Origin of the sequence: Hansschlegelia zhihuaiae, from assembly GCF_004103825.1 — a bacterium.
In the GTDB taxonomy this organism is placed as follows: domain Bacteria; phylum Pseudomonadota; class Alphaproteobacteria; order Rhizobiales; family Methylopilaceae; genus Methylopila; species Methylopila zhihuaiae.
The window spans coordinates 158,343-180,170 of record NZ_RYFI01000005.1 but is presented as its reverse complement, the minus strand read 5'-3'; the positions used below and the strand labels follow the sequence as shown (position 1 = coordinate 180,170).

Sequence of the window (21,828 nt, the reverse complement as noted above, 5' to 3'; positions counted from 1 at the left end):
CGGCGCAAGCCGAGGCGTCTCGAAGCACGCAGGCGATCTTGGCGATCGGGAGCGGAGCATCGATCGGCTCCCGCGCCGGCCGCCTACTGCGCCGCCAGCGGGCAGCCGCTCTGCTCGGGCTTGATGTAGGCTTGGTCGCCCGGAACGGTCGCCAGCACCTTGTAGTAGTCCCAGGGCTTTTTGCTCTCGGACGGCTTCTTCACCTCCATCAGGTACATGTCGTAGATCAGCCGGCCGTTCTTCGCGACCGTGCCGCCGCGCGCGAACACGTCCTCGACCTTCGCGCCGTGCAGCGCCGCCGCGACCTTCTCGGTGTCGTCGGTGCCGGCCTGCTTGATCGCCTTGAGATACTGTGTGACGGCCGAATAGGTGCCGGCGTGGATCATGTTCGGCATGCGCTTGGTGCGCGCGAAGAAGCGCTCGGCGAACTTCCGGCTCTCGTCGTCGCGGTCCCAGTAGAAGCCTTCGGTGAGCGACAGCCCCTGCGCGGCCTCGAGCCCGAGGCCGTGGACCTCCGATAGCGTGAACAGCAGCGCGGCGAGGCGCTGGCCGCCCGCCACGATGCCGAACTCGGCCGACTGCTTGATGGCGTTCGCGGTGTCGAGGCCGGCGTTGGCGAAGCCGATGACCTTGGCGCCGGAGGACTGCGCCTGCAGCAGGAAGGAGGAATAGTCGGTGTTGCCGAGCGGGTGCTTCACCGCGCCCAGCACCTTGCCGCCCTGCGACAGCACGAATTTCGAGGTCTGGCCTTCCAGCGAATAGCCGAAGGCGTAGTCGGCGGTGAGGAAGAACCAGGTGTCGCCGCCCGCCTTCACCAGCGCGCCGCCGGTGCCGACAGCCAGAGCATTGGTGTCGTAGGCCCAGTGGAAGCCGTAAGGGCTGCACTGCTTGCCGGTGAGCTCGGTCGTGGCCGCGCCGGTCACGATGTCGATCTTCTTCTTCTCCTTCGACAGGCCCTGCACGGCGAGCGCGACCGAGGAGGTGGTGAGCTCCATGATCGAGTCGACGCCCTGAGTGTCGTACCACTGGCGGGCGATGTTGGAGGCGACGTCGGGCTTGTTCTGGTGGTCGGCGGTGATGACCTCTACGGGGGCGTCCAGCACCTTCCCGCCGAAATCCTCGACCGCCATTTTGGCGGCCTCATAGGACCACTTGCCGCCGAAGTCGGCGTAGACGCCCGACTGGTCGTTCAGGATGCCGATCTTCACCTTGCCGTCCGAGACCTGGGCTGCGGCAGGCAGGACGCTCGCAGCCAGAAGGGCCGCGGTCATGGTCGCGAGAAACTTCACGGATCAATCCTCCCGAGGCCGCATGGGTCCCCCGGACGGTTGATCCGGTCCCGCGGCCAGATGTTTCTTCCCCGGCGGCGGCCTCAGATTGTTGCTTCAATGGTTGCGAAGCGCCGACGGCCGTGAGCCTAGCATCGGGCAGGGGCGCCGCAACCCCGAAAACGTCTTTCCACGCGGGATGATAGGAGTCGCGGCCCCCATCCCTCCCCTTGCAAAGGGGAGTGTGGCCCTCGCGAAGCGAGGGTCGGGTGGGGATCGTCCCGGACTGAGCTCGATCCTGGACGATCCCCACCCGGCCTTGGCCTTGTGGCCAAGTCCACCCTCCCCTTTGCAAGGGGAGGGACGCCCCTGTCACTGCATGGTCGGGATCGAGAACTCGGCGCCTTCCTTGACGCCGGAGGGCCAGCGCGAGGTGACGGTCTTGGTCTTGGTGTAGAATCGGATCGAATCCGGCCCGTGCTGGTTGAGGTCGCCGAAGCCCGAGCGCTTCCAGCCGCCGAAGGTGTAGTAGGCGAGCGGCACCGGGATCGGCACGTTGATCCCCACCATGCCGACCTGCACCTTGGCCGCGAAGTCGCGGGCGGCGTCGCCGTCGCGGGTGTAGATCGAGACGCCGTTGCCGTATTCGTGCTCGTTCGGGAGCCGGAGCGCCTCGCCATAATCCTTGGCGCGCACGACCGAGAGGACCGGGCCGAAGATCTCCTCCTTGTAGATGCGCATGTCGGGCGTCACGTCGTCGAACAGGCAGCCGCCGAGATAGAAGCCGTTCTCGTAGCCCTGCATCTTGAAGCCGCGGCCGTCGACGACGAGCTTCGCGCCCTCCGTCACGCCGATCTCGACATAGTCCTTCACCCGCGCGAGCGCCTGCGGCGAGACCAGCGGGCCGTAGTCGGCGCCGAGGTCGGTCGAGGGCCCGATCTTGAGGCTCTCGACGCGCGGAACCAGTTTGTCCATGAGCCTGTCCGCGGTCGCGTGTCCGACCGGCACCGCGACCGAGACCGCCATGCAGCGCTCGCCGGCCGAGCCGTAGCCGGCGCCGATCAGCGCGTCGACCGCCTGGTCCATGTCGGCGTCCGGCATGATGATCATGTGGTTCTTGGCGCCGCCGAAGCACTGCGCGCGCTTCCCCGTCGCAGTCGCGCGGGCGTAGACGTACTGGGCGATGTCGCTCGACCCGACGAAGCCGACCGCCTGGATGACGTCGTCGTCGAGGATCGCGTCGACCGCCTCCTTGTCGCCGTTGACGACGTTGAGGATTCCCGCCGGCAGCCCCGCCTCGATCATGAGCTCCGCGAGCCGCATCGGGACGCCCGGATCGCGCTCGGAGGGCTTCAGGATGAAGGCGTTGCCGCAGGCGATCGCGGGCGCGAACTTCCACATCGGGATCATGGCCGGGAAGTTGAACGGCGTGATCCCGGCCACGACGCCGAGCGGCTGGCGAAGAGAATAGATGTCGATGCCGGGGCCGGCGCTTTCGGTGTACTCTCCCTTCAGGAGATGCGGGATCCCGCAGGCGAACTCCACCACCTCGACGCCGCGCTGGATGTCGCCCTTGGCGTCGGGGATCGTCTTGCCGTGCTCGCGGGCGAGCAGTTCGGCGAGCTCCTCATTGTTCGCCGCCATCAGGTCGAGGAAGCGCATCATGACGCGCGCGCGCCGCTGCGGGTTGGTGGCGGCCCATTTCGGCTGCGCCTCCGCGGCGTTCTCGATCGCGGCGCGGACCTCGGCCTTCGACGCGAGCGCGACCCGGCCCGTGACCTCGCCGGTCATCGGCTCGTAGACGTCGCTAAAGCGGCCCGACCGTCCCGCGACCCGGCTTCCGCCGATGAAATGACCGATCTCGCGCATGGCCGCGGCTCCTTCCCGTTTCTCTGGCGCGCCAGATATGTCCCGGCGCGCCGCGAAAGGAAACGGCGCCGCGCGCAAAGCCGCGGCGTCAGGTCGGCAAGGCGACCGAATATTTGACCTGCTGCAGCGCGAAGCTCGACTCGATCGACGCGATCCCGTCGAGCCGGGTCAGCTTGCTCTTGAGGAACGTCTCGTAGGCCTCGAGGTCGGCGGCCACGACCCTGAGCAGATAGTCCCGCGCGCCGGTCATCAGATAGCACTCCAGGACCTCGTCCCAGCCCGAGATGGCGCGGGCGAAGCGGTCGAGGTCCTCCTCCTTCTGGCGCGCGAGCTTGATCGAGACGAAGACGCTGACATGAAGGCCGATCGCCTTCTGGTCGACGCGCGCGGCGTAGCCGGTGATGACGCCGCGCTCCTCCATCAGCTTGATGCGGCGATGGCAGGGCGAGGCCGACAGCCCGACGCGCTCGGCGAGCTCCTGCATGGTGACGTGCGCGTCGGCCTGCAGCGCCGCGAGGATCTTCCGGTCGATCGCGTCGAGCTCCGTCATGTGGAATCTCCTTGCGCACTACGGGGCCGTGGCGACATCACATTCCAGCGTATGGCCGTCCGCAAGACGATTTTTGCGCCGCGGCGGGCCCGAGCCTTGATAGGCTGGAGGCTGGCATCGGGCTCGTGCGCAGGATGGCGGCGGCCCAGCCTCGACGCCGGGCCGCGCCGCCCGATCTTTCGGGCGCCGAATAAGCCGAGATCGTCCGACAGAGACGACCGGCCGGGAGAGGAGACGCCATGGAGATGGCCGCTCGGCGGGAGCCCTCCCGTCCGTCTGCGGAGCCTGAGTCCGCCGCGACCGCCGTCAGGCTCGATGGGGTGAAGGTCAGCTTCGTCATCCGCGGAGCGGCCGTGTTCGACGCCGTCGCGCCGACGAGCTTCGAGGTCCGCGAGGGCGAGTTCGTCTCGATCGTCGGGCCGACCGGCTGCGGGAAGTCGACCCTGCTCAACGTCACCGCCGGCCTGCTGAAGCCCTCGGCCGGCCATGTGGAGATCTTCGGAGAGCGGCTCGCCGGCCTCAACCGCAAGTCCGGCTACCTGTTCCAGCAGGACGCGCTGATGCCGTGGAAGACCGCGCTCGACAATGTCGCGATCGCGCTCGAGGTCCACGGGACGCCCCGCAAGGAGGCGCTGGAAGCGGCGCGCGGCTGGATGGGGCGCGTCGGCCTCGCGCGCTTCTGCGAGCGCTACGCGCACGAACTCTCGGGCGGCCAGCGCAAGCGCGTCGGCCTCGCCCAGGTGCTGATCCGGCGGCCTAGGATCCTGCTGATGGACGAGCCCTTCGGCCCGCTCGACGCCCAGACCCGTCAGATCATGGGGAACCTGCTGCTCGGCCTCTGGGCCGAGGACCGCAAGGCCGTGATGTTCGTGACCCACGACCTCGAGGAGGCGATCGCGCTCTCCGACCGCGTCGTGATCATGTCCGCGGGCCCGGACGCGCGCGTGATCGGCGACCATCCGATCGATCTCGCGCGCCCCCGCGACGCCGCCGAGATCCGGCTCGACCCGAAGTTCCACGCGCTGCACAAGCGCATCTGGGACCAACTGCGCGAGGAGGTCGCCAAGACCTATGAGGAGGGCGCCCGATGAGGGCCGCGTCGCTCAAGCTGCTGGCGCTGCAGGTCCTCGTCGCGGTGGTGGCGATCGGGATCTGGCATGTCGGCTCCAGCGTGCCGATCGCCGGCAAATACTTCCTGCCCGAGTTCTTCTTCTCGACGCCGCTCGACGTGTTCCAGCGGGTGGTGAAGCTGTTCGTCTCGGGCGAAATCTGGCGGCATCTCTGGATCACGCTGACCGAGACGCTGCTCGCCTTCGTGATCGGCTCGGCCGGCGGCGTCGCGATCGGCTTCTGGTTCGCGCGCCAGCCGCTGATCGCCGCGGTGTTCGACCCTTACGTCAAGATGGTCAACGCGCTGCCGCGCGTCGTGCTCGCGCCGATCTTCATGCTGTGGCTGGGCTTAGGGATCTGGTCGAAGGTCGCGCTCGGCGTGACGCTCGTGTTCTTCGTCGTGTTCTTCAATGTCTATCAGGGCGTGAAGGAGGTGAGCCCGGTTGTGCTGTCCAACGCCCGCATGATGGGCATGACCGAGCGCCAGTTGTTCCGCCACGTCTACTGGCCGTCGGCGCTCTCCTGGATGTTCTCCTCACTCCACACCTCGGTCGGCTTCGCGCTGGTCGGCGCGGTGGTGGGCGAATATCTCGGCTCGGCCGCCGGCCTCGGCTACCTGATCCACGAGGCGGAGGGCGTGTTCGACGTCACCGGCGTGTTCGCCGGCATGTTCATCCTCTCGGCCTTCGTGCTGGTGATCGACTGGCTGGTGACGCTGGTCGAGCGCCGCCTGCTGGTCTGGCGGCCGCAGGCCGCGGTGGGCCAGACGTGAGCCTCCAAAGAGACTGACCAACCAAGCGAGGAACCGCCATGATCGTCCGCAAGCTTCTGGCCGCCGGCGCGATGCTGCTCGCCGCGACCGCCGCCGTCTCCGCGCAGGGGCTGGAGAAGCCGTCGATTACGCTCGGCGGGGGCGAAAAGCCGCTGCTCTACTACCTGCCGCTGACGCTCGCGGAGCGGCTCGGCCACTTCAAGGAGCAGGGGCTGACCGTCGAGGTCCAGGATTTCGGCGGCGGCGCCAAGTCCCTGCAGGCGCTGGTCGGCGGCTCGGTGGACGCCGTCACCGGCGCCTATGAGCACACGATCCGCATGCAGGCCAAGGGACAGGACGTCCGCGCGGTGATCGACCTCGGCCGCTATCCGGGCGTCGTGCTCGCGGTCCGCAAGGACAAGGCGGACGCGATCAAGTCGGTCGCGGACCTGAAGGGCGCCAAGATCGGCGTCACCGCGCCCGGCTCCTCTACCTTCATCCTCGCCCAGTACCTGATGACCAAGGCCGGGCTCGACCCGAAGTCCGCCTCCTTCATCGGGGTGGGGGGCGGCGCCTCGGCGGTCGCGGCGATGCAGAAGGGCGAGATCGACGCGATCTCGCATCTCGAGCCGGTCATCACCAAGCTCGAATCGCTCGACGCCATCAAGGTGCTGGTCGACACCCGCACCACCAAGGGCACGATGGACACGTTCGGGGCCAGCAACCCGGCCGCGGTGCTCTACCTCAAGAAGGAATTCATCGACGCCAACCCCAAGACTGTGCAGGCCTTGGTCAACGCCTTCGCCAAGACGCTGAAATGGCTGCAAAGCGCGACGCCCGAGCAGGTCGCGGACGCCGTGCCCGAGCCGTACTGGCTCGGCGACAAGGCGCTCTACCTCAAGGCGCTCGCGGCCTCGCGCGACACCTATTCGCCGGACGGGACCATCGACCCCGCCTCGATGAAGTCGATGCTCGACCTGCTGACCGCCACGGACCCGCAACTCGACGCCGGCTCGATCGACCTCGCCAAGACGTTCGACGGCAGTTTCCTGAAGAACGCGTCGGTGAAGTGAGGAGCGCCGCGCCGATGTCCCGGCCTTGAGCCGGGACCCATTCGGCTCGGTGGGGCGTATGAAGAGGCTTTGCGCTTGTCGCGCGATACGGCGCCCGCGTGCGATAAATGGGTCCCGGCTCAAGGCCGGGACATGAGGGCGGCGCCGAGGCGGGCTTCGTTCCGATCGGCGTCACTGTTGTGTGGATTTATTCCAGGATCGGCTGACAAAGTGGATGAATGTTCCAAACCGGCAGCTATCGTCCCTCCGCTTTGGCGCCTTTCGCTTCGCCCTGTCTGCTAGCCTCCGGAGGTCTCGAAACCCGCCCGCCGCCACCGCTCAGGATCGCCCCATGGCCGACCGCCGCCTCGCCGCCCTGACCGAACTCGAGCGCAAGGTGCTGTGGCTCGCGACCTGGACGATCCACAACGCGAACCACCTGCGCGACAGCCCGGACGGGCTGAAGGTCGGCGGCCACCAGGCCTCCTCGGCCTCGCTCGCCACCGTCATGACCGCGCTCTATTTCTCGGTGCTGCGTCCCGAGGACCGGGTCGCGGTGAAGCCGCACGCGAGCCCGATCTTCCACGCGATCCAGTATCTGTTCGGCCGCCAGTCGCGCGAGAAACTCGAGACCTTCCGGGCCTTCGGCGGCGCGCAATCCTACCCGTCGCGCACCAAGGACAAGGACGACGTCGACTTCTCGACGGGGTCGGTGGGCTTGGGCGTCGCCCAGACTTTGTTCGCCGCGCTGACGCAGGACTATCTGCGCGACAAGGGAATGGCGCGGGGTCTGCCCGAAGGCCGCATGGTCGCGCTGCTCGGCGACGCCGAGATGGACGAGGGCAACATCTTCGAGGCGCTGCTCGAAGGCTGGAAGCACGGCGTCCGCAACACCTGGTGGATCGTCGACTACAACCGCCAGAGCCTCGACGCGGTGGTGCGCGAGGGCCTGTGGTCGAAGTTCGAGGCGATGTTCCGGAATTTCGGCTGGGACGTCGTCATCCTGAAGCACGGCGCGCTCCAGACCGCGGCTTTCGCGGAGCCCGGCGGCGAGCGTCTTCGCGACTGGATCGACGCCTGCCCGAACCAGGACTATGCGGCGCTCACCTTCCAGGGCGGCGCGGCCTGGCGGAAGCGCCTGACCGACGACCTCGGCGACCAGGGCGACGTCTCGGCGCTGATCGGGCGCCGCAGCGACGCCGAGCTCGCGGAGCTCATGTCCAATCTCGGCGGCCACGACATGGCGTCGATCCTGGACGCCTTCGAGCAGGCCCGAGCCCATGATCGGCCGACCTGCTTCATCGCGTACACGATCAAGGGCTTCGGGCTGCCGCTCGCGGGCCACAAGGACAATCATGCCGGGCTGATGACGCCGGCGCAGACCGACGTCCTGCGCAAGGCGATGAACATCCGCGAGGGCCACGAATGGGACCCGTTCGAGGGTCTCGCGCTTCCCGAGACGGATCTGCGCGCCTTCCTCGCCGAGGCGCCGTTCGGGCAAGGCGGCCCCCGGCGCTTCCGGTCTTCCGCGACGGAGGTTCCGGCGCTGTCCGCCCCCGCCCAGCCCAAAATGTCGACCCAGCAGGGGTTCGGGCTGCTGATGCACGACCTGGCGAAAGGCGACAGCGAACTCGCCCGCTGCGTCGTCACGACCTCGCCGGACGTCACCGTCTCGACCAATCTCGGCGCCTGGGTGAACCGGCGCGGCGTCTACGCCCGCGAGGCGCTGGCCGACGCCTTCAAGGCGCAGCGCATCCCCTCGACCTTCGACTGGTCTGCCTCGCCCAAGGGCCAGCACGTCGAACTCGGCATCGCAGAGATGAACCTGTTCCTGATGCTTTCCGCGCTCGGCCTGTCGCATTCGCTGTTCGGCGAGCGGCTGATCCCGGTCGGCACGCTCTACGATCCGTTCATCGAGCGCGGCCTCGATGCGCTGAACTACGCCTGCTACCAGGACGCCCGCTTCATCCTGGCCGCGACGCCTTCGGGCGTCACGCTCGCGCCGGAGGGCGGCGCGCACCAGTCGCTCAAGACGCCGCTGATCGGCCTGTCGCAGGACGGGCTCGCGAGCTTCGAGCCGGCCTTTGTGGACGAACTCGCGGTGCTGATGCGCTGGGCCTTCGACTATGTGCAGCGCTCGGGAGAAACCGAGCCTGACGCGCCCGGCCTGCTGCGCGACGAGACCGGCGGATCGGTCTATCTCCGGCTTTCGACGCTCGCGGTCGACCAGCCGTCGCGCACGATCGGCGACGACACGGCGCGCGACATCGTCGACGGCGGCTACTGGATGCGCCGGCCGGGGCCGAACGCCGAGATCGTCGTGGCCTATTCGGGCGTCATCGCGCCGGAGGCGATCGCCGCGGTCGGCATGATGGCCGAGGACCGGCGCGACGTCGGCCTGCTAGCGGTGACCTCCGCAGACCGGCTGATGGCCGGCTGGACCGAGGCCGCGCGGGCGCGGGAGAAGGGTTATTCGGCGGCCCGGTCGCATGTCGAGCGGCTGTTCGACGACGTTCCCGCAGGCTGCCGGCTCGTCACCGTGCTGGACGGCCACCCGGCGACGCTCGGCTGGCTGGGCTCCGTCAACGGTCATCAGACCCGGGCGCTCGGCGTCGAGCGCTTCGGCCAGACCGGCTCCTCGCGCGACCTCTACCGCCATTTCCGGATCGACGCCGAGGGCATCGTCGCGGCGGCTGAGCAGCTCGCGCCGGGCCGCCCGATCCGCCACAGGCGCGTGGGGAGCGTCTGAGCATTTGGCCCGTACCGGCGAGCTGACGGGCCGGTGCGTTGGTGAGCCTGGCGGCGACGTGCTGCGTGCTTCGAGACGCCGTCCTGGAGGACGGCTCCTCAGCATGAGGAGCGTTTCAATTCCGGCATCCTCCCACGCCCCTCATGCTGAGGAGCATGCCGCAAGGCATGCGTCTCGAAGCACGCAGAGCCGTCGTCCCGGGTAGCGTCCATCCGTCTCCGGCGCTAAGCACCGGCGTCCGCCATCCAGCGAAAGTCGAAGCGCCGTGTCATCCAGCGAACCGCAGCCCGCCTCCGACCGCGTCGCCATCCTGTCGATCGGCCGGACGATGCCGACCGCCGACGACCTGCTGAAGGACCGATTCGAGGTCCTGAGCGCGCGCCTCGAACCGCTGGAGGACATCCTCGCGGCCAACGCGCCGCGCATCCGCGGGATCATGACGCGCGGCGGCGAGGCGGTGCCGGGCGCGCTGATCGAGCGGCTGCCGGCGCTCGAGATCATCGCCAATCTCGGCGTCGGCTACGACGCGGTCGACGCCCCGACGGCGGCGCGGCGCGGGATCATGGTCACCAACACGCCCGAGGTGCTGAACGACGAGGTCGCGGATTTCACCATCGGTCTGCTGCTCGCTACGATCCGCGAGATTCCGCAATCGGACGCCTATGTGCGCGCCGGCAACTGGCCGGACGGGCCGTTCCGCCTGAGCGCGTCGCTGCGCGACCGGACGATCGGGATCGTCGGCATGGGTCAGATAGGTCAGGCCATCGCCCGCCGGCTCGAGGCCTTCGGCCGGCCGATCGCCTATCATTCGCGGCGCAAGGTCGAGGGGCTGGCCTACGCCTACCACCCAACCGTGGTCGAGCTCGCCGCTTCCGTCGACGTGCTGATCGCGATCGTGCCCGGCGGACCTGCGACCAAGGGGATGATCGACGCCGCCGTGCTGTCGGCCCTTGGGCCGAACGGCGTCCTCATCAACGTCGCGCGCGGCTCCGTGGTCGACGAGGCGGCGCTGGTGAAGGCGCTCGCCGCAGGCGAGATCGCCGCCGCGGGCCTCGACGTGTTCGAGCGCGAGCCGCGGCCCTCGCCGGAGCTGCTCGCCTTCGACAATGTCGTGCTCTGCCCGCATATCGGCTCGGGCACCCACCACACCCGCGGACGAATGGCCGCGCTCGGCGTCGAGAACCTGACGTCTTGGTTCGCCGGCAAGGGCCCGGTGACGCCGGTCGCCGAGACCCCCTGGCCGCGCCCCGCTGCTTAGACGCCCGGCATGGGCGTCTTGAAACGCGCACGACGCCAGCGCCCAGGTTTATGGCGCCGTGTCGCCCTGTCTCGACCCGATTACGCCGCCAGCCGCCGCTCCACGATGCGGGCGAGCAGGCTCGCGCCGACCGGCAGGATGGCGTCGTCGAGCACGAAGCCCGGATTGTGCAGCGGCAGATCGCCGGAATGCCCGACGCGGACGTAGCAGCCCGGCGCCTTGAACAGCATGTCGGCGAAGTCCTCCGAGCCCATCATCGGCCGCGGATGAGTGAGGACCTGCTCGTCGCCCACGATGCCGCGCGCGACTTCGGCGACGGCCGCGGTCTCGGCCTCGTGGTTGATCAGCACGTCGAACACCGAGCGCAGGTCGAGCTCGATCTCGACGTCATAGGCCGCGGCGACGCCGTCGCAGACCGCCGTCAGACGCCTGCGGGCGAGCTCCATCATCTCGGGCTTGAAGGCGCGGATCGTGCCGGTCAGCGTCGCCTCCTCGGGGATGACGTTGTAGGCCGTGCCGGCGTGGAGCTGGGTGATCGAGATCACCAGCGCCTCGAACGGATTGGCGTTGCGCCCGACGATCGACTGCACGGCCTGCACCAGCGCCGAGGCCGCGACCACCGGATCGCGAGACAGCTGCGGCATCGCCGCGTGGCTGCCCTTGCCCCTCAGATGGATGTCGAAGAAGTCCGCCGCCGCCATGGCGGGGCCGGGGAACACCGAGATCTGACCGGGCTCGAGATAGGGGTCGTTGTGGAGGCCGTAGATCTCGTCGACGGGGAATTTGTCGAACAGGCCGTCGGCGATCATCGCCCGCGCGCCGCCGAGTCCTTCCTCAGCCGGCTGGAACACGAAAACGGCGGTGCCCGGAAAGTCGCGCTTCTCCGCCAGATAACGGGCGGCGCCAAGCAGCATGGTGGTGTGCCCGTCATGGCCGCAAGCGTGCGACACCCCCGAGTTCTTCGAGCGCCAGGGCAGGTTGGTGGTCTCGACGATCGGCAGCGCGTCCATGTCGGCCCGCAGCCCGATGCGCCGGCCCGGCCCGCCCTCGCCCTTCAGCACGCCGACGACGCCGGTCTTGCCCAGGCCGCGATGCACCTCGACGCCCCAGGAGGCGAGCTTTTCGGCGACGACGCCGGAGGTGCGGGTCTCCTCGAAACCGATCTCCGGATGGGCGTGCAGGTCGCGGCGAAGCTCGGTGAGCTCGTCCGCGAAGGCGAGGATTTCGGGGATGGCGGGCATGGGCAGGTCTCCAGCTTCATTTGCTGATTCCACCGCGCGTCATCGCCGGGCCTGACCCGGCGATCCATCGGGCGCGGACGCGCCTGCGAAGTCGGATGTTTCCGACTTCGTCTCTTTGGTGGGGGACACGGAAACATCCGAGTTCCCTCCGATGGGTGCCCGGATCAAGTCCGGGCATGACGGTCGGAGCGCAAGGCGCGCGTCAGCTCTTCTTCTCGATGTTCCAGAACACAGGCACGGGGGCCTGCACGATGCCGCTGAGCTGCGACCGCCAGGCGCCGGGCCAAACATACTGGCCGAGCGGCACATAGGTCACCTCGGCATAGGCGTGCGCCTGGATGGCGGTCGCGATCTCCTTGCGCTTCTCCTCGGTCTCGGCCTTGGCGAACGCGGCCCTCAGCGCCTCGAGCTTCGGGTCGTCCGGCCAGCCGAAGAAGCCCTTCTTGCCGCGGCCGTTGATCATGGGATTGACGACCGGGTTCCACACCTCCGGGATCACCCAGTTGGTGAAGAACATGTTCCAGCCGCCCTCAGCGATCGGCTTCTGGCTCGCGCGGCGCGCGACCAGCGTCTGCCAGTCCATCGGCTGGAGGTCGACCTTGAAGCCCGCCGCCCTCAGCAGCTCGGTCGCGACCACCGGCTGGGTCGAGGTCGAGGGCGTGTCGGTCGGATGCATGATGACGATCGGCTTGCCGTCATAGCCCGCCTCCTTGAGCAGCGCCTTGGCCTTCTCGACGTCGCCGCCCTTGCCGATCGTCGCCGCGCCCTCGCCGACATCGGTCGAGAGCGGCGTGCCGCAGCCGTAGAAGGATGGGCAGGTCTTGAAGTAATCGGGATTGCCGATCATCGCCTGCAGCACGTTCTCCTGGTTGAGGGCGTAGAGCGCGGCGCGGCGGACGCGGACGTCGTCGAAGGGCGGATAGAGGAAGTTCATCCGCCCCATGGTCTGGTAGCCGAGCGTGTTGAAGGCCCCGACCGTGACGTCGTCGGGCGCGCCCTGGACGATCGGCAACAGGTCGAACGGCACCTGCTCGTAATAGTCGATCTCGCCGGTCATCAGCGCGTTCACCGCGGTCTGCTGGTCCGGCATGTTGATCCATTCGACGCGGTCGACCTTCGCGACCTTGCCGCCCGAGAGCCAGTCGGCCGGTTCGGAGCGCGGCCGGTAGTCCTTGAACTTCTCATAGACGACGCGGTCGCCCGCCCGGTACTCCGAGGCCACGAAGCGGAATGGGCCGGAGCCGATCTGCTGCTTGATCTGTTCGGTCGGCGGCGTCTCGGCCAGCCGCTTCGGCATCATGAAGGCGACCAGCGATGAGGGCTTGGCCAAGAGGTCGAGCACGAAGGGGAAGGGGGACTTGAGCTTGACCGTGATGGTCTTCGGGTCGGTCGCCGTCAGGCTCTCGACCTGATCCATCATCATCTGCCCGCCGGCGTCGCGCGCCGCCCAGCGCTTCAGCGAGGCGACGCAGTCTTCCGACGTGACCGGCTGGCCGTCATGCCATTTGAGGCCTTCGCGGAGCGTAAAGGTGTAAGTGAGCTTGTCGTCGGAAACGGCGAACTCCGCCATCTGCGGCTTCGGCTCGTATTTCGAGTTCATCGACAGCAGCGTGTCGTAGACCATGTAGCCATGGTTGCGGCTGATATGCGCCGTCGTGATGATCGGGTCGAGGATCGCGATGGCCGAGTGCATCACGGCCTTGATGGTGGTCTGGGCCTGCGCCGCGCTCGCCGCGACGACGCTCAGGAGCAGGGCCGCGAGCCCGCGTCCCGTCCGGCTCGACATGAGTTTGAGGATCGGCGCCGCCATTTCGCTTTCTCCCGATCAAGGCGGCGCGCGACGCCGCGGATGAGACGAAAGTAGCCCACGGAATGGGCCTGCCCAGCGACCGATCACGCATAAATGCGGGGCGCCGCTGGTCATCGATTGGTCACTGTCCCATTCTTACCCCAGAATGGGACAGGGGTCGCCCCGTGACGACCCGTCGGCCGAACCGGCTGGCACGATCTCTGCAGCTTCGACCTTTGGCGTATGGGGCGCCAGGTTGAAGGCCTTTTTCCGAAGGCTCGAGGAGATTGGTTCATGGATCGTCGAACGTTTCTTCAGGCGTCGCTCGGGGCCGGATTGATCGGCGCGTCCGGCGGCCTGGCGGCCCCGGCCATCGCCCAGGGCGCGGCGAAGAAGACCCTGAAGTTCGTGCCCCAGGCCAATCTCGCGAATTTCGACCCGATCTGGGGAACCCAGTACGTCGTGCGCAACGCCGCCGCGCTCGTGTGGGACACGCTCTACGGCGTCGACGAGAAGCTCCAGCCGCAGCGCCAGATGATCGAATCCGAGGAGGTGTCGGACGACGGGCTGGTCTGGACCTTCAAGCTGCGCTCGGGGATGAAGTTTCACGACGGCGAGCCGGTCACCGCCAAGGACGCGGTCGCCAGCATGGTGCGCTGGTCGGCCCGCGACCCGATGGGCCTGATGATCCGCGGCGTCCAGAACGAGATCGTGGCGGTCGACGACCTGACGTTCCGTTGGTCGCTCAAGAAGCCCTATCCGAAGATGCTGCTGGCGCTCGGCAAGAACAACGCGCCGTGCTCCTTCGTCATGCCCGAGCGCATCGCCAAGACCGACCCGTTCACGCAGATCAAGGAATATGTCGGCTCCGGCCCCATGAAGTTCATGGCCAAGGAATGGGTGCCGGGCGCGATCGCGGTGTTCGAGAAGTTCGGCGACTACAAGTCCCGCGAGGAGCCGTCCTCCTGGCTCGCGGGCTCCAAGCGCATGATGCTCGACCGCATCGAGTGGGTGATCATGCCGGACCCGGCGACCGCGCTCGCGGCGCTCCAGAACGGCGAGATCGACTGGTGGGAGAACCCGATCTCGGACCTCGTGCCGGTGCTGCAGGGCGCGGCGGACGTCGCGGTCGACATCGCCGACCCGCTCGGCAATGTCGGCGCGTTCCGGATGAACCACCTGTTCCCGCCCTTCGACAAGGTCGAGGTGCGCAAGGCCGTGCTCACGGCCATGAACCAGGAAGACTATATGCGCGCGATCGTCGGCTCCGACGACGCGCTGTGGAAGCCGATGCCCGGCTTCTTCACGCCCGGCACCCAGTTCTACACCGAGCAGGGCGGCGACATCCTGAAGATGAAGAACCTCGACGCCGCCAAGAAGCTGCTCGAGAAGGCGGGCTATGACGGCACGCCGGTGAGCTGCGTGGTGGCGCAGGACCAGCCGATCACCAAGGCGCAGGGCGACGTCACGGCCGACCTGCTGCGCCGCATGGGCATGACCGTCGATTTCGTCGCGACCGACTGGGGCACGGTCGGGGCCCGCCGCGCATCGAAAAAGCCGCCGAAGGAAGGCGGCTGGAACATGTTCCACACTTGGCACGCCGGCGCCGACTGTCTGTCGCCCGCAGGCTACAACGCTCTCCGCGCGAACGGCGAGAAGGCCTGGTTCGGCTGGCCCTCGAGCCCGAAGACCGAGGAGGGCATCACGGCCTGGTTCGAGGCCGCCGACCTCGAGGCCGAGAAGGCCGCGCTCGCCAAGACCAACGCGGCCGCGGTCGATGACGTGGTCTATGGCGTGACGGGCTTCTTCCTCAGCTACCAGGCCTGGCGCAAGAACGTGACCGGCGTGCGCAAGGGCCCGCTGCCCTTCTTCTGGGACGTGACCAAGGAGGCGTGAGCGGGAATGGCTGCATGGGCGGCCTGCGTGCTTCGAGACGCGACGGCTCATCGCCGTCGCTCCTCAGCATGAGGAGGTTCGGCGCTCTGGCATCCTCTTACCGTCCTCATGCTGAGGAGCGTGCCGCAGGCATGCGTCTCGAAGCACGCACCCCTTCTATCCCAGCGTATTTGGGAGGCGCGCGCCCATGACCTCCATCGTGTTCCGTCGCGTGCTGTCCACGATTCCCGTGATGGGTGTCGTGGCGCTGTTCGTGTTCAGCCTGCTCTACATCGCGCCGGGCGATCCGGCGGCGGTGATCGCGGGCGACCAGGCCTCGCCCGAGGACGTCGAGCGCATCCGGCAGGGACTGGGGCTCGACCGGCCCTATCTGGTGCGCTTCTTCGAATGGCTGCTGCAGATCCTGCGCGGCGATCTCGGCGTCTCGATCTTCACCAACCTGCCGGTCACCACCATGATCGCGCAGCGCGTCGAGCCGACGCTGTCGCTGATGATCGTGACCCTGATCATCGCGGTCGGCGTCGCGGTGCCCATGGGCGTGGTCGCGGCCTGGAAGGCCGACACCTGGATCGACCGCTCGGCGATGGGCTTCGCGGTGTTCGGCTTCTCGACCCCGGTCTTCGTGGTCGGATACCTGATCGCCTATCTGTTCGCGCTCAAGCTCGGCTGGTTCCCGGTGCAGGGCTATGTCCCGATCGCGCGCGGCGTCGGCCCGTGGCTGCACAGCCTGATCCTGCCCTCGGTCACGCTGGCGCTGGTCTACATCGCGCTGATCGCGCGCATCACCCGCGCCGCGATGCTCGACGTCTTGAGCCAGGACTACATCCGCACCGCCAAGGCCAAGGGCGTGGGCCAGCGCCAGATCCTGTTCGTCCACGGCCTAAAGAACGCCGCGGTGCCGATCGTCACCGTCATCGGCATCGGCGTCGCGCTGCTGATCGGCGGCGCCGTGGTGACCGAGAGCGTGTTCGCCATCCCCGGCCTCGGTCGGCTCATCGTCGACGCGATCCTCAGGCGCGACTACCCCGTGATCCAGGGCGTCGTGCTGCTGTTCAGCTTCGTCTACGTGCTGGTCAATCTCGGGGTCGACCTCGTCTACACCTTCGTCGATCCGAGGATCCGCTACTGATGGCCGAAGCCGCACGCCTCGCGCCGCCGCCGGGCCTCGCGATCGCCGGCGATCTGCCGGACGTCATCCCTGCCCGCAAGCCGCTCAAGGGGTTTCTGGGCTTCGTGCGCCGGCGACCGGCGGTCGCCTTCGGCGGCGGGCTGCTCATCGCCATGGTCTTCGTCGCGGTGTTCGCGCCGTTTCTCGGCACGGTCGATCCAGGCGTGCTCGCGACCTCGAAGCGCCTCCGGCCGCCTTCCGCCGAGGCCTGGTTCGGCACCGACATGCTCGGCCGCGACCTCTATTCGCGTGTCCTGTACGGGGCTCGCGTATCGCTGATCGTCGGCTTCTCGGTGGCCGCGCTGGCCTCGCTGATCGGGCTCGCGATCGGGCTGGTCTCAGGAATGGTGCGCTGGGTCGACGGGATCGTGATGCGGCTGATCGACGGGCTGATGTCGATCCCGCCGATCCTGCTCGCGGTCGCGCTGATGGCGCTGACCCGCGGCTCGCTGCAGAACGTCGTGATCGCCATCACGGTCGCCGAGATCCCGCGCGTCGCGCGTCTCGTGCGCGGCGTCGTGCTGTCGCTGCGCGAGCAGCCTTACGTCGACGCCGCGGTCGCGGCCGGCACGCCGACGCCGATGATCGTGATCCGCCACATCCTGCCCAACACGATCGCGCCGATGACCGTGCAGGCGACCTATATCTGCGCGTCCGCGATGATCGTGGAGGCGATCCTGTCCTTCATCGGCGCCGGCGTGCCGCCCATCACGCCGTCCTGGGGCAACATCATGGCCGAGGGGCGGGCGCTCTGGCAGGTGAAGCCCACCATCGTGTTCTTCCCCGCGATCTTCCTGTCGCTCACCGTGCTCGCCGTGAACCTGCTCGGCGACGGCCTGCGTGACGCGCTCGACCCGAGAATGGCGAAGAGCTTGTGAGGGTGAGTTCACACTCGAACCGCCGCCGCGTCATGCCCGCGCCTTCGCGCGGGTATCCACGCCTTGGACGTGAGGCTCAGCGGCCAGGAAGTCGTGGATACCCGGCTTCGCCGGGCATGACGGAGGTCCGTTCGGAAAGGCTTGCGTTCTGATGGCGTTGCTCGAAGTCGATCGTTTGCAGACCCATTTTCGCACGCCCGACGGCGTCAACCGAGCCGTCGACGGCGTCTCGTTCTCGATCGAGAAGGGCGAGACGCTCGCGGTCGTGGGGGAGTCCGGCTGCGGCAAGTCCGTCACCGCGATGTCGATCATGCGCCTGATCGCCGAGCCGCCGGGCAAGAGCGCCGGCGAAATCCGTTTCGAGGGCCGCGACCTCCTCAAGCTCTCCGAGAAGGAGATGAAGAAGATCCGCGGCGACGACATCTCGATGATCTTCCAGGAGCCGATGACGAGCCTCAACCCGGTGCTCAAGGTCGGCCGGCAGATCGGCGAGAGCCTTCGCCTGCATCAGGGGCTCGACCGGGGACAGGCCGAGGACAAGGCGGTCGAGATGCTGCAACTGGTCGGCATCCCCGAACCGAAGCGGCGGGCCGGCGAGTATCCGCACCAGCTCTCCGGCGGCATGCGGCAGCGCGTGATGATCGCGATGGCGCTCGCCTGTTCGCCGAAGCTGCTGATCGCAGACGAGCCCACCACCGCGCTCGACGTCACCATCCAGGCGCAGATCCTCGACCTGATGCGCGACCTCAAGGACCGCGTCGGCGCCGCGATCCTGATCATCACCCATGATCTCGGCGTGGTGGCGGAGGTCGCTGACCGGGTCGTGGTGATGTACGCCGGCCGAAAGGTGGAGGAGGCGCCGGTCCGCGACCTGTTCGCCAAGCCCCGCCACCCTTATACGCGCGGGCTGCTGGGGGCGGTGCCGAAGCTTGGCTCCTCGCTGGAGGGGAAGACGGAGAAGCTCGCCGAGATCCCCGGCATCGTGCCGAGCCTCAAGACGAAGATCGAGGGCTGCGTGTTCGCGGGCCGCTGCCCGGAGGCCGAGGACGTCTGCCGCGAATTCGCGCCGGCTCTGGAGGAAAAGGCCCCGCGCCACGTCGCGGCCTGCCATTTCTCCCCGCGGGAGCAGGAGGCGGCGGCGTGATTAGACTTCCACCGGCTCGGTGCTGCGTGCTTCGAGACGCCGGCCTGCGGCCGGCTCCTCAGCATGAGGACCGTTCGAGCGATTTCGCGCGGAACTCTCCGATGGCGTCCTCTGCGCTCCTCATGCCGAGGAGCCCGCATCTTCGCGGGCGTCTCGAAGCACGCAGTCGTTCTCCCCGAGCCAGGAGCGCCGCATGACCGCGCCTCTCCTCGAGGTCAACGACCTCAAGATGCACTTCCCGATCGGCGGCGGCCTGTTCGGCAAGCTCCACAAGTTCGTCTACGCGGTCGACGGCCTGTCGTTCCGCGTCGAGCGCGGGGAGACGCTGTCGCTCGTGGGCGAGAGCGGCTGCGGCAAATCGACGGTCGGCCGCGCGATCCTGCGGCTGCTGAAGCCCACCGGCGGTCAGGTGGTGCTGGCCGGCAGGCGCATCGACGACATGTCGTCCGGCGTGCTGCGGCCGATCCGGCGCCGGGTGCAGGTCGTGTTCCAGGACCCGTTCTCGAGCCTCAATCCGCGCATCCGCGTGCGCGACGCGCTCGCCGAGCCGATCAACAATTTCGGCCTCGCCAAGGACAAGGCGGAGCTTTCCCGCAAGCTCAACATGCTGATGGACAAGGTGGGCCTGCCGCGCGAGGCGCTCGGGCGCTGGCCGCATGAGTTCTCTGGCGGCCAGCGGCAGCGCATAGGCATCGCGCGAGCGCTCGCGGCGGAGCCCGATTTGATCGTCTGCGACGAGGCGGTCTCGGCGCTCGACGTCTCGGTCAAGGCGCAGATCGTCAACCTGCTGCAGGAGCTCCAGCAGGAGCTCGGCCTCGCGCTGCTGTTCATCAGCCACGATCTGGCGATCGTCGAGCACATGACGCATCGGGTGGCGGTCATGTATCTCGGCAAGATCGCTGAGATCGGAACCAAGCGGCAGATCTTCGCCCGTCCGCGCCACCCCTACACCGAGGCGCTGCTCTCCGCCGTTCCGAAGCCTGATCCGCTGGCGAAGCGCGACCGCATCATGCTGAAGGGCGACGTGCCGAGCCCGATCAATCCGCCCAGTGGCTGCCGCTTCCACACCCGCTGCCCCTACGTCTTCGACCGCTGCCGGACCGAGGAGCCGCGGCTCAAGGAGGTCGAGCGCGGCCACGAGGCCGCATGCCACCTCAACGACAGGACGGCGCCGGAAAATCCGCTGCTGAGCGGAGGGCGGGCGTGACTGTCGCGACCGCCCACGACCTCATCCTGCGCGGCGGACGGGTGATCGACCCGAGCCAGAATTTCGACCAGATCGCCGACGTCGCCTTCGCGGGCGGCAAGGTGTCGGGCTTCGGTCCGAACCTGCCCGCCGGTTCGGAGACCGAGATCCGCGACGTCTCGGGCGCGATCGTCTCCCCCGGCCTGATCGACCTGCATACCCATGTCTATTGGGGCGGCACCTCGCTCGGCATCGACCCGGACGACTTCTGCCGGCTATCGGGCGTAACCACCGCGGTCGACACCGGCAGCGCCGGGCCCGGCAACTGGGCGGGGTTTCGGAAACACGTCATCGAACGCGCCGACGCCCGCGTGCTCGCCTATCTCCACGTCTCCTTCGCGGGCATCTTCGGGTTCTCGAAGACCATCATGGTCGGCGAGAGCGAGGATCCGCGGCTGATGGCGCCGGCCGAGGCCGCCAAGGTCGCGGACGCCAATCGCGACCTCATCGTCGGCATCAAGGTCCGGGTCGGCCTGCACGCCTCGGGCGACCAGGGGACCGCGCCGCTGAACGCCGCGCTGCAGGTCGCCGAGGAGGTCGGCATGCCGCTGATGGCGCATATCGACCATCCGCCGCCGTCCTACGAGGAGGTGCTGGCGATGCTGCGCCCCGGCGACGTGCTGACCCACTGCTTCCGGCCGTTCCCCAATGCGCCCTGCACCGCGCAGGGCACGGTGAAGCGCGCCGTGCTGGAGGCGCGCGAGCGCGGCGTGCTGTTCGACGTCGGGCACGGCAAAGGATCGTTCGCGTTCAAGATCGCCCGGGCGATGCTCGCCAACGGCTTCCTGCCGGACACGATCTCGTCCGACGTCCACCAGCTCTGCATCGACGGGCCGGCCTTCGACCAGGTCACGACGATGTCGAAGTTCCTGTGCCTGGGGCTGGAGCTGCCCGAGGTCATCCGGCTCTCCACCGTCAACGCCGCCTTCGCGCTCAGGCGCCCGGAATACGGCTCGCTGAAAGTCGGCTCGCTCGGCGACGCCACGATCCTCGACGTCCGCGAGGGCGAGTTCGACTATGTGGACGTGGTCGGCGAACACATGACGGCGGCGAAGCGGATCGTGTCGGAGGGCGTGGTGCTGAAGGGGCGGTGGTTCCATTCCTCGGAGGGCTCGCGCTTCGGCCGCAAGCTGCTGGCCGCCGCGTGACGCCGCTCGCGGAGACGATCGCGCGCGAGTTCGGCACGCCTGCGGTCGTTGTCGACCTCGACGTCGTCGAGGCCAACATCGCCCGGGTGCAGGCGATGTGCGACGCCGCGGGTCTTGCGAACCGGCCGCATGTGAAGACCCACAAGTCGCCGGAGCTCGCGAAGCTGCAGGTCGCGGCCGGCGCGAAGGGGATCACCTGCCAGAAGCTCGGCGAAGCCGAGGTGATGGCGGCGGCCGGCCTCGACGACATCCTGATCAGCTACAACATGCTGGGCGCCCAGAAGCTCGGGCGGCTCGGGAGGCTGCTCACGACCACGAAGGTCACGGTCGCCGCCGACAGCGCCACAACGGTCGACGGGCTCGGCGCGGCGGCCGCGATCGCCGGACGGACGCTCGACGTGGTCGTGGAATGCGACACGGGGATGAGGCGCGCGGGCGTCGAAACGCCCGGCGAGGCGGTCGAACTCGCAAAGCGCGTCGCCGGAACGCCGGGCCTCGGCTTCGCCGGCCTGCTGCTCTATCCGCCGCCCGACCGCTGGCGCGAGACCCAGATCTTCTTCGACGCGACGAGCCAGGGGTTGCGGGCCGCAGGGCTCGAGCCCCGCATCGTCTCGACCGGCGGCTCGCCCAATCTCGCGCATCTCGGCGCGCTCGATGGCGCGACCGAGCACCGGCCTGGAACCTACGTCTTCAACGACCGGATGCAGATGG

17 protein-coding genes are annotated in these 21,828 nt (G+C 68.3%); 12 read left to right on the top strand and 5 right to left on the bottom strand.

What is annotated here, in order from left to right:
* Positions 1–83 precede the first annotated feature (83 nt).
* From EK403_RS07425 to EK403_RS07415, 3 genes are all read right to left on the bottom strand, one after another.
* Entirely contained in the window at positions 84–1,289 is a 1,206-nt protein-coding gene (locus EK403_RS07425) for an ABC transporter substrate-binding protein (protein ID WP_128776863.1), read from the bottom strand.
* Positions 1,290–1,640: 351 nt separating this feature from the next.
* Entirely contained in the window at positions 1,641–3,137 is a 1,497-nt protein-coding gene (locus tag EK403_RS07420; protein WP_128776862.1) for a CoA-acylating methylmalonate-semialdehyde dehydrogenase, read from the bottom strand.
* 88 nt (positions 3,138–3,225) lie between these two features.
* Positions 3,226–3,687 carry an Lrp/AsnC family transcriptional regulator gene (locus EK403_RS07415; RefSeq protein ID WP_128776861.1) on the bottom strand — a complete coding sequence of 154 codons (462 nt, stop codon included), beginning with the start codon at positions 3,685–3,687 and terminating at the stop codon, positions 3,226–3,228.
* Positions 3,688–3,926: 239 nt separating this feature from the next.
* Between EK403_RS07415 and EK403_RS07410 the strand changes: the two genes are divergently transcribed.
* The 5 genes from EK403_RS07410 to EK403_RS07390 all read left to right on the top strand — a co-directional run bounded on the left by EK403_RS07410 (position 3,927) and on the right by EK403_RS07390 (position 10,607).
* Complete coding sequence (locus tag EK403_RS07410; RefSeq protein ID WP_428979580.1) at positions 3,927–4,778, top strand: ABC transporter ATP-binding protein; 852 nt, start codon at positions 3,927–3,929, stop codon at positions 4,776–4,778.
* A complete protein-coding gene (locus EK403_RS07405) occupies positions 4,775–5,569 on the top strand; it encodes an ABC transporter permease (protein ID WP_128776860.1) in 795 nt (264 codons plus the stop codon). Before EK403_RS07410 ends, EK403_RS07405 begins: the two co-directional genes overlap by 4 nt.
* 38 nt (positions 5,570–5,607) lie before the next feature.
* Entirely contained in the window at positions 5,608–6,621 is a 1,014-nt protein-coding gene (locus EK403_RS07400; protein ID WP_128776859.1) for an ABC transporter substrate-binding protein, read from the top strand.
* A 331-nt stretch (positions 6,622–6,952) separates the two neighbouring features.
* Positions 6,953–9,349 carry a transketolase gene (locus EK403_RS07395; protein WP_128776858.1) on the top strand — a complete coding sequence of 799 codons (2,397 nt, stop codon included), beginning with the start codon at positions 6,953–6,955 and terminating at the stop codon, positions 9,347–9,349.
* 328 nt (positions 9,350–9,677) lie between these two features.
* Positions 9,678–10,607: a 2-hydroxyacid dehydrogenase gene (locus EK403_RS07390; RefSeq protein WP_128776897.1), complete on the top strand. Its 930-nt coding sequence runs from the start codon at positions 9,678–9,680 to the stop codon at positions 10,605–10,607.
* An 80-nt stretch (positions 10,608–10,687) separates the two neighbouring features.
* On the opposite strand, the gene EK403_RS07385 is transcribed toward EK403_RS07390, so the two are convergent.
* Together EK403_RS07385 and EK403_RS07380 are read right to left on the bottom strand one after the other, a co-directional pair.
* Entirely contained in the window at positions 10,688–11,848 is a 1,161-nt protein-coding gene (locus EK403_RS07385) for a M20 aminoacylase family protein (protein WP_128776857.1), read from the bottom strand.
* Positions 11,849–12,050: 202 nt separating this feature from the next.
* Positions 12,051–13,658: an ABC transporter substrate-binding protein gene (locus EK403_RS07380; protein ID WP_245479561.1), complete on the bottom strand. Its 1,608-nt coding sequence runs from the start codon at positions 13,656–13,658 to the stop codon at positions 12,051–12,053.
* A gap of 273 nt (positions 13,659–13,931) precedes the next feature.
* Between EK403_RS07380 and EK403_RS07375 the strand changes: the two genes are divergently transcribed.
* From EK403_RS07375 to EK403_RS23010, 7 genes are all read left to right on the top strand, one after another.
* Positions 13,932–15,533, top strand: a complete 1,602-nt coding sequence (locus tag EK403_RS07375) for an ABC transporter substrate-binding protein (RefSeq protein WP_128776856.1) — start codon at positions 13,932–13,934, stop codon at positions 15,531–15,533.
* Between the two features lie 187 nt (positions 15,534–15,720).
* Positions 15,721–16,662 carry an ABC transporter permease gene (locus EK403_RS07370; RefSeq protein WP_128776855.1) on the top strand — a complete coding sequence of 314 codons (942 nt, stop codon included), beginning with the start codon at positions 15,721–15,723 and terminating at the stop codon, positions 16,660–16,662.
* On the top strand, positions 16,662–17,579 hold the full coding sequence (locus EK403_RS07365) for an ABC transporter permease (RefSeq protein WP_128776854.1): 918 nt from the start codon (positions 16,662–16,664) through the stop codon (positions 17,577–17,579). Before EK403_RS07370 ends, EK403_RS07365 begins: the two co-directional genes overlap by 1 nt.
* A gap of 151 nt (positions 17,580–17,730) precedes the next feature.
* On the top strand, positions 17,731–18,723 hold the full coding sequence (locus EK403_RS07360; protein ID WP_128776853.1) for an ABC transporter ATP-binding protein: 993 nt from the start codon (positions 17,731–17,733) through the stop codon (positions 18,721–18,723).
* Between the two features lie 193 nt (positions 18,724–18,916).
* A complete protein-coding gene (locus EK403_RS07355) occupies positions 18,917–19,930 on the top strand; it encodes an ABC transporter ATP-binding protein (RefSeq protein WP_128776852.1) in 1,014 nt (337 codons plus the stop codon).
* Entirely contained in the window at positions 19,927–21,117 is a 1,191-nt protein-coding gene (locus EK403_RS07350; protein WP_245479560.1) for an amidohydrolase/deacetylase family metallohydrolase, read from the top strand. The genes EK403_RS07355 and EK403_RS07350 overlap by 4 nt, the downstream gene beginning before the upstream one ends.
* The coding region (locus EK403_RS23010; RefSeq protein ID WP_245479559.1) for an alanine racemase at positions 21,114–21,828 on the top strand (715 nt) is incomplete at its 3' end. The genes EK403_RS07350 and EK403_RS23010, both read left to right, overlap by 4 nt.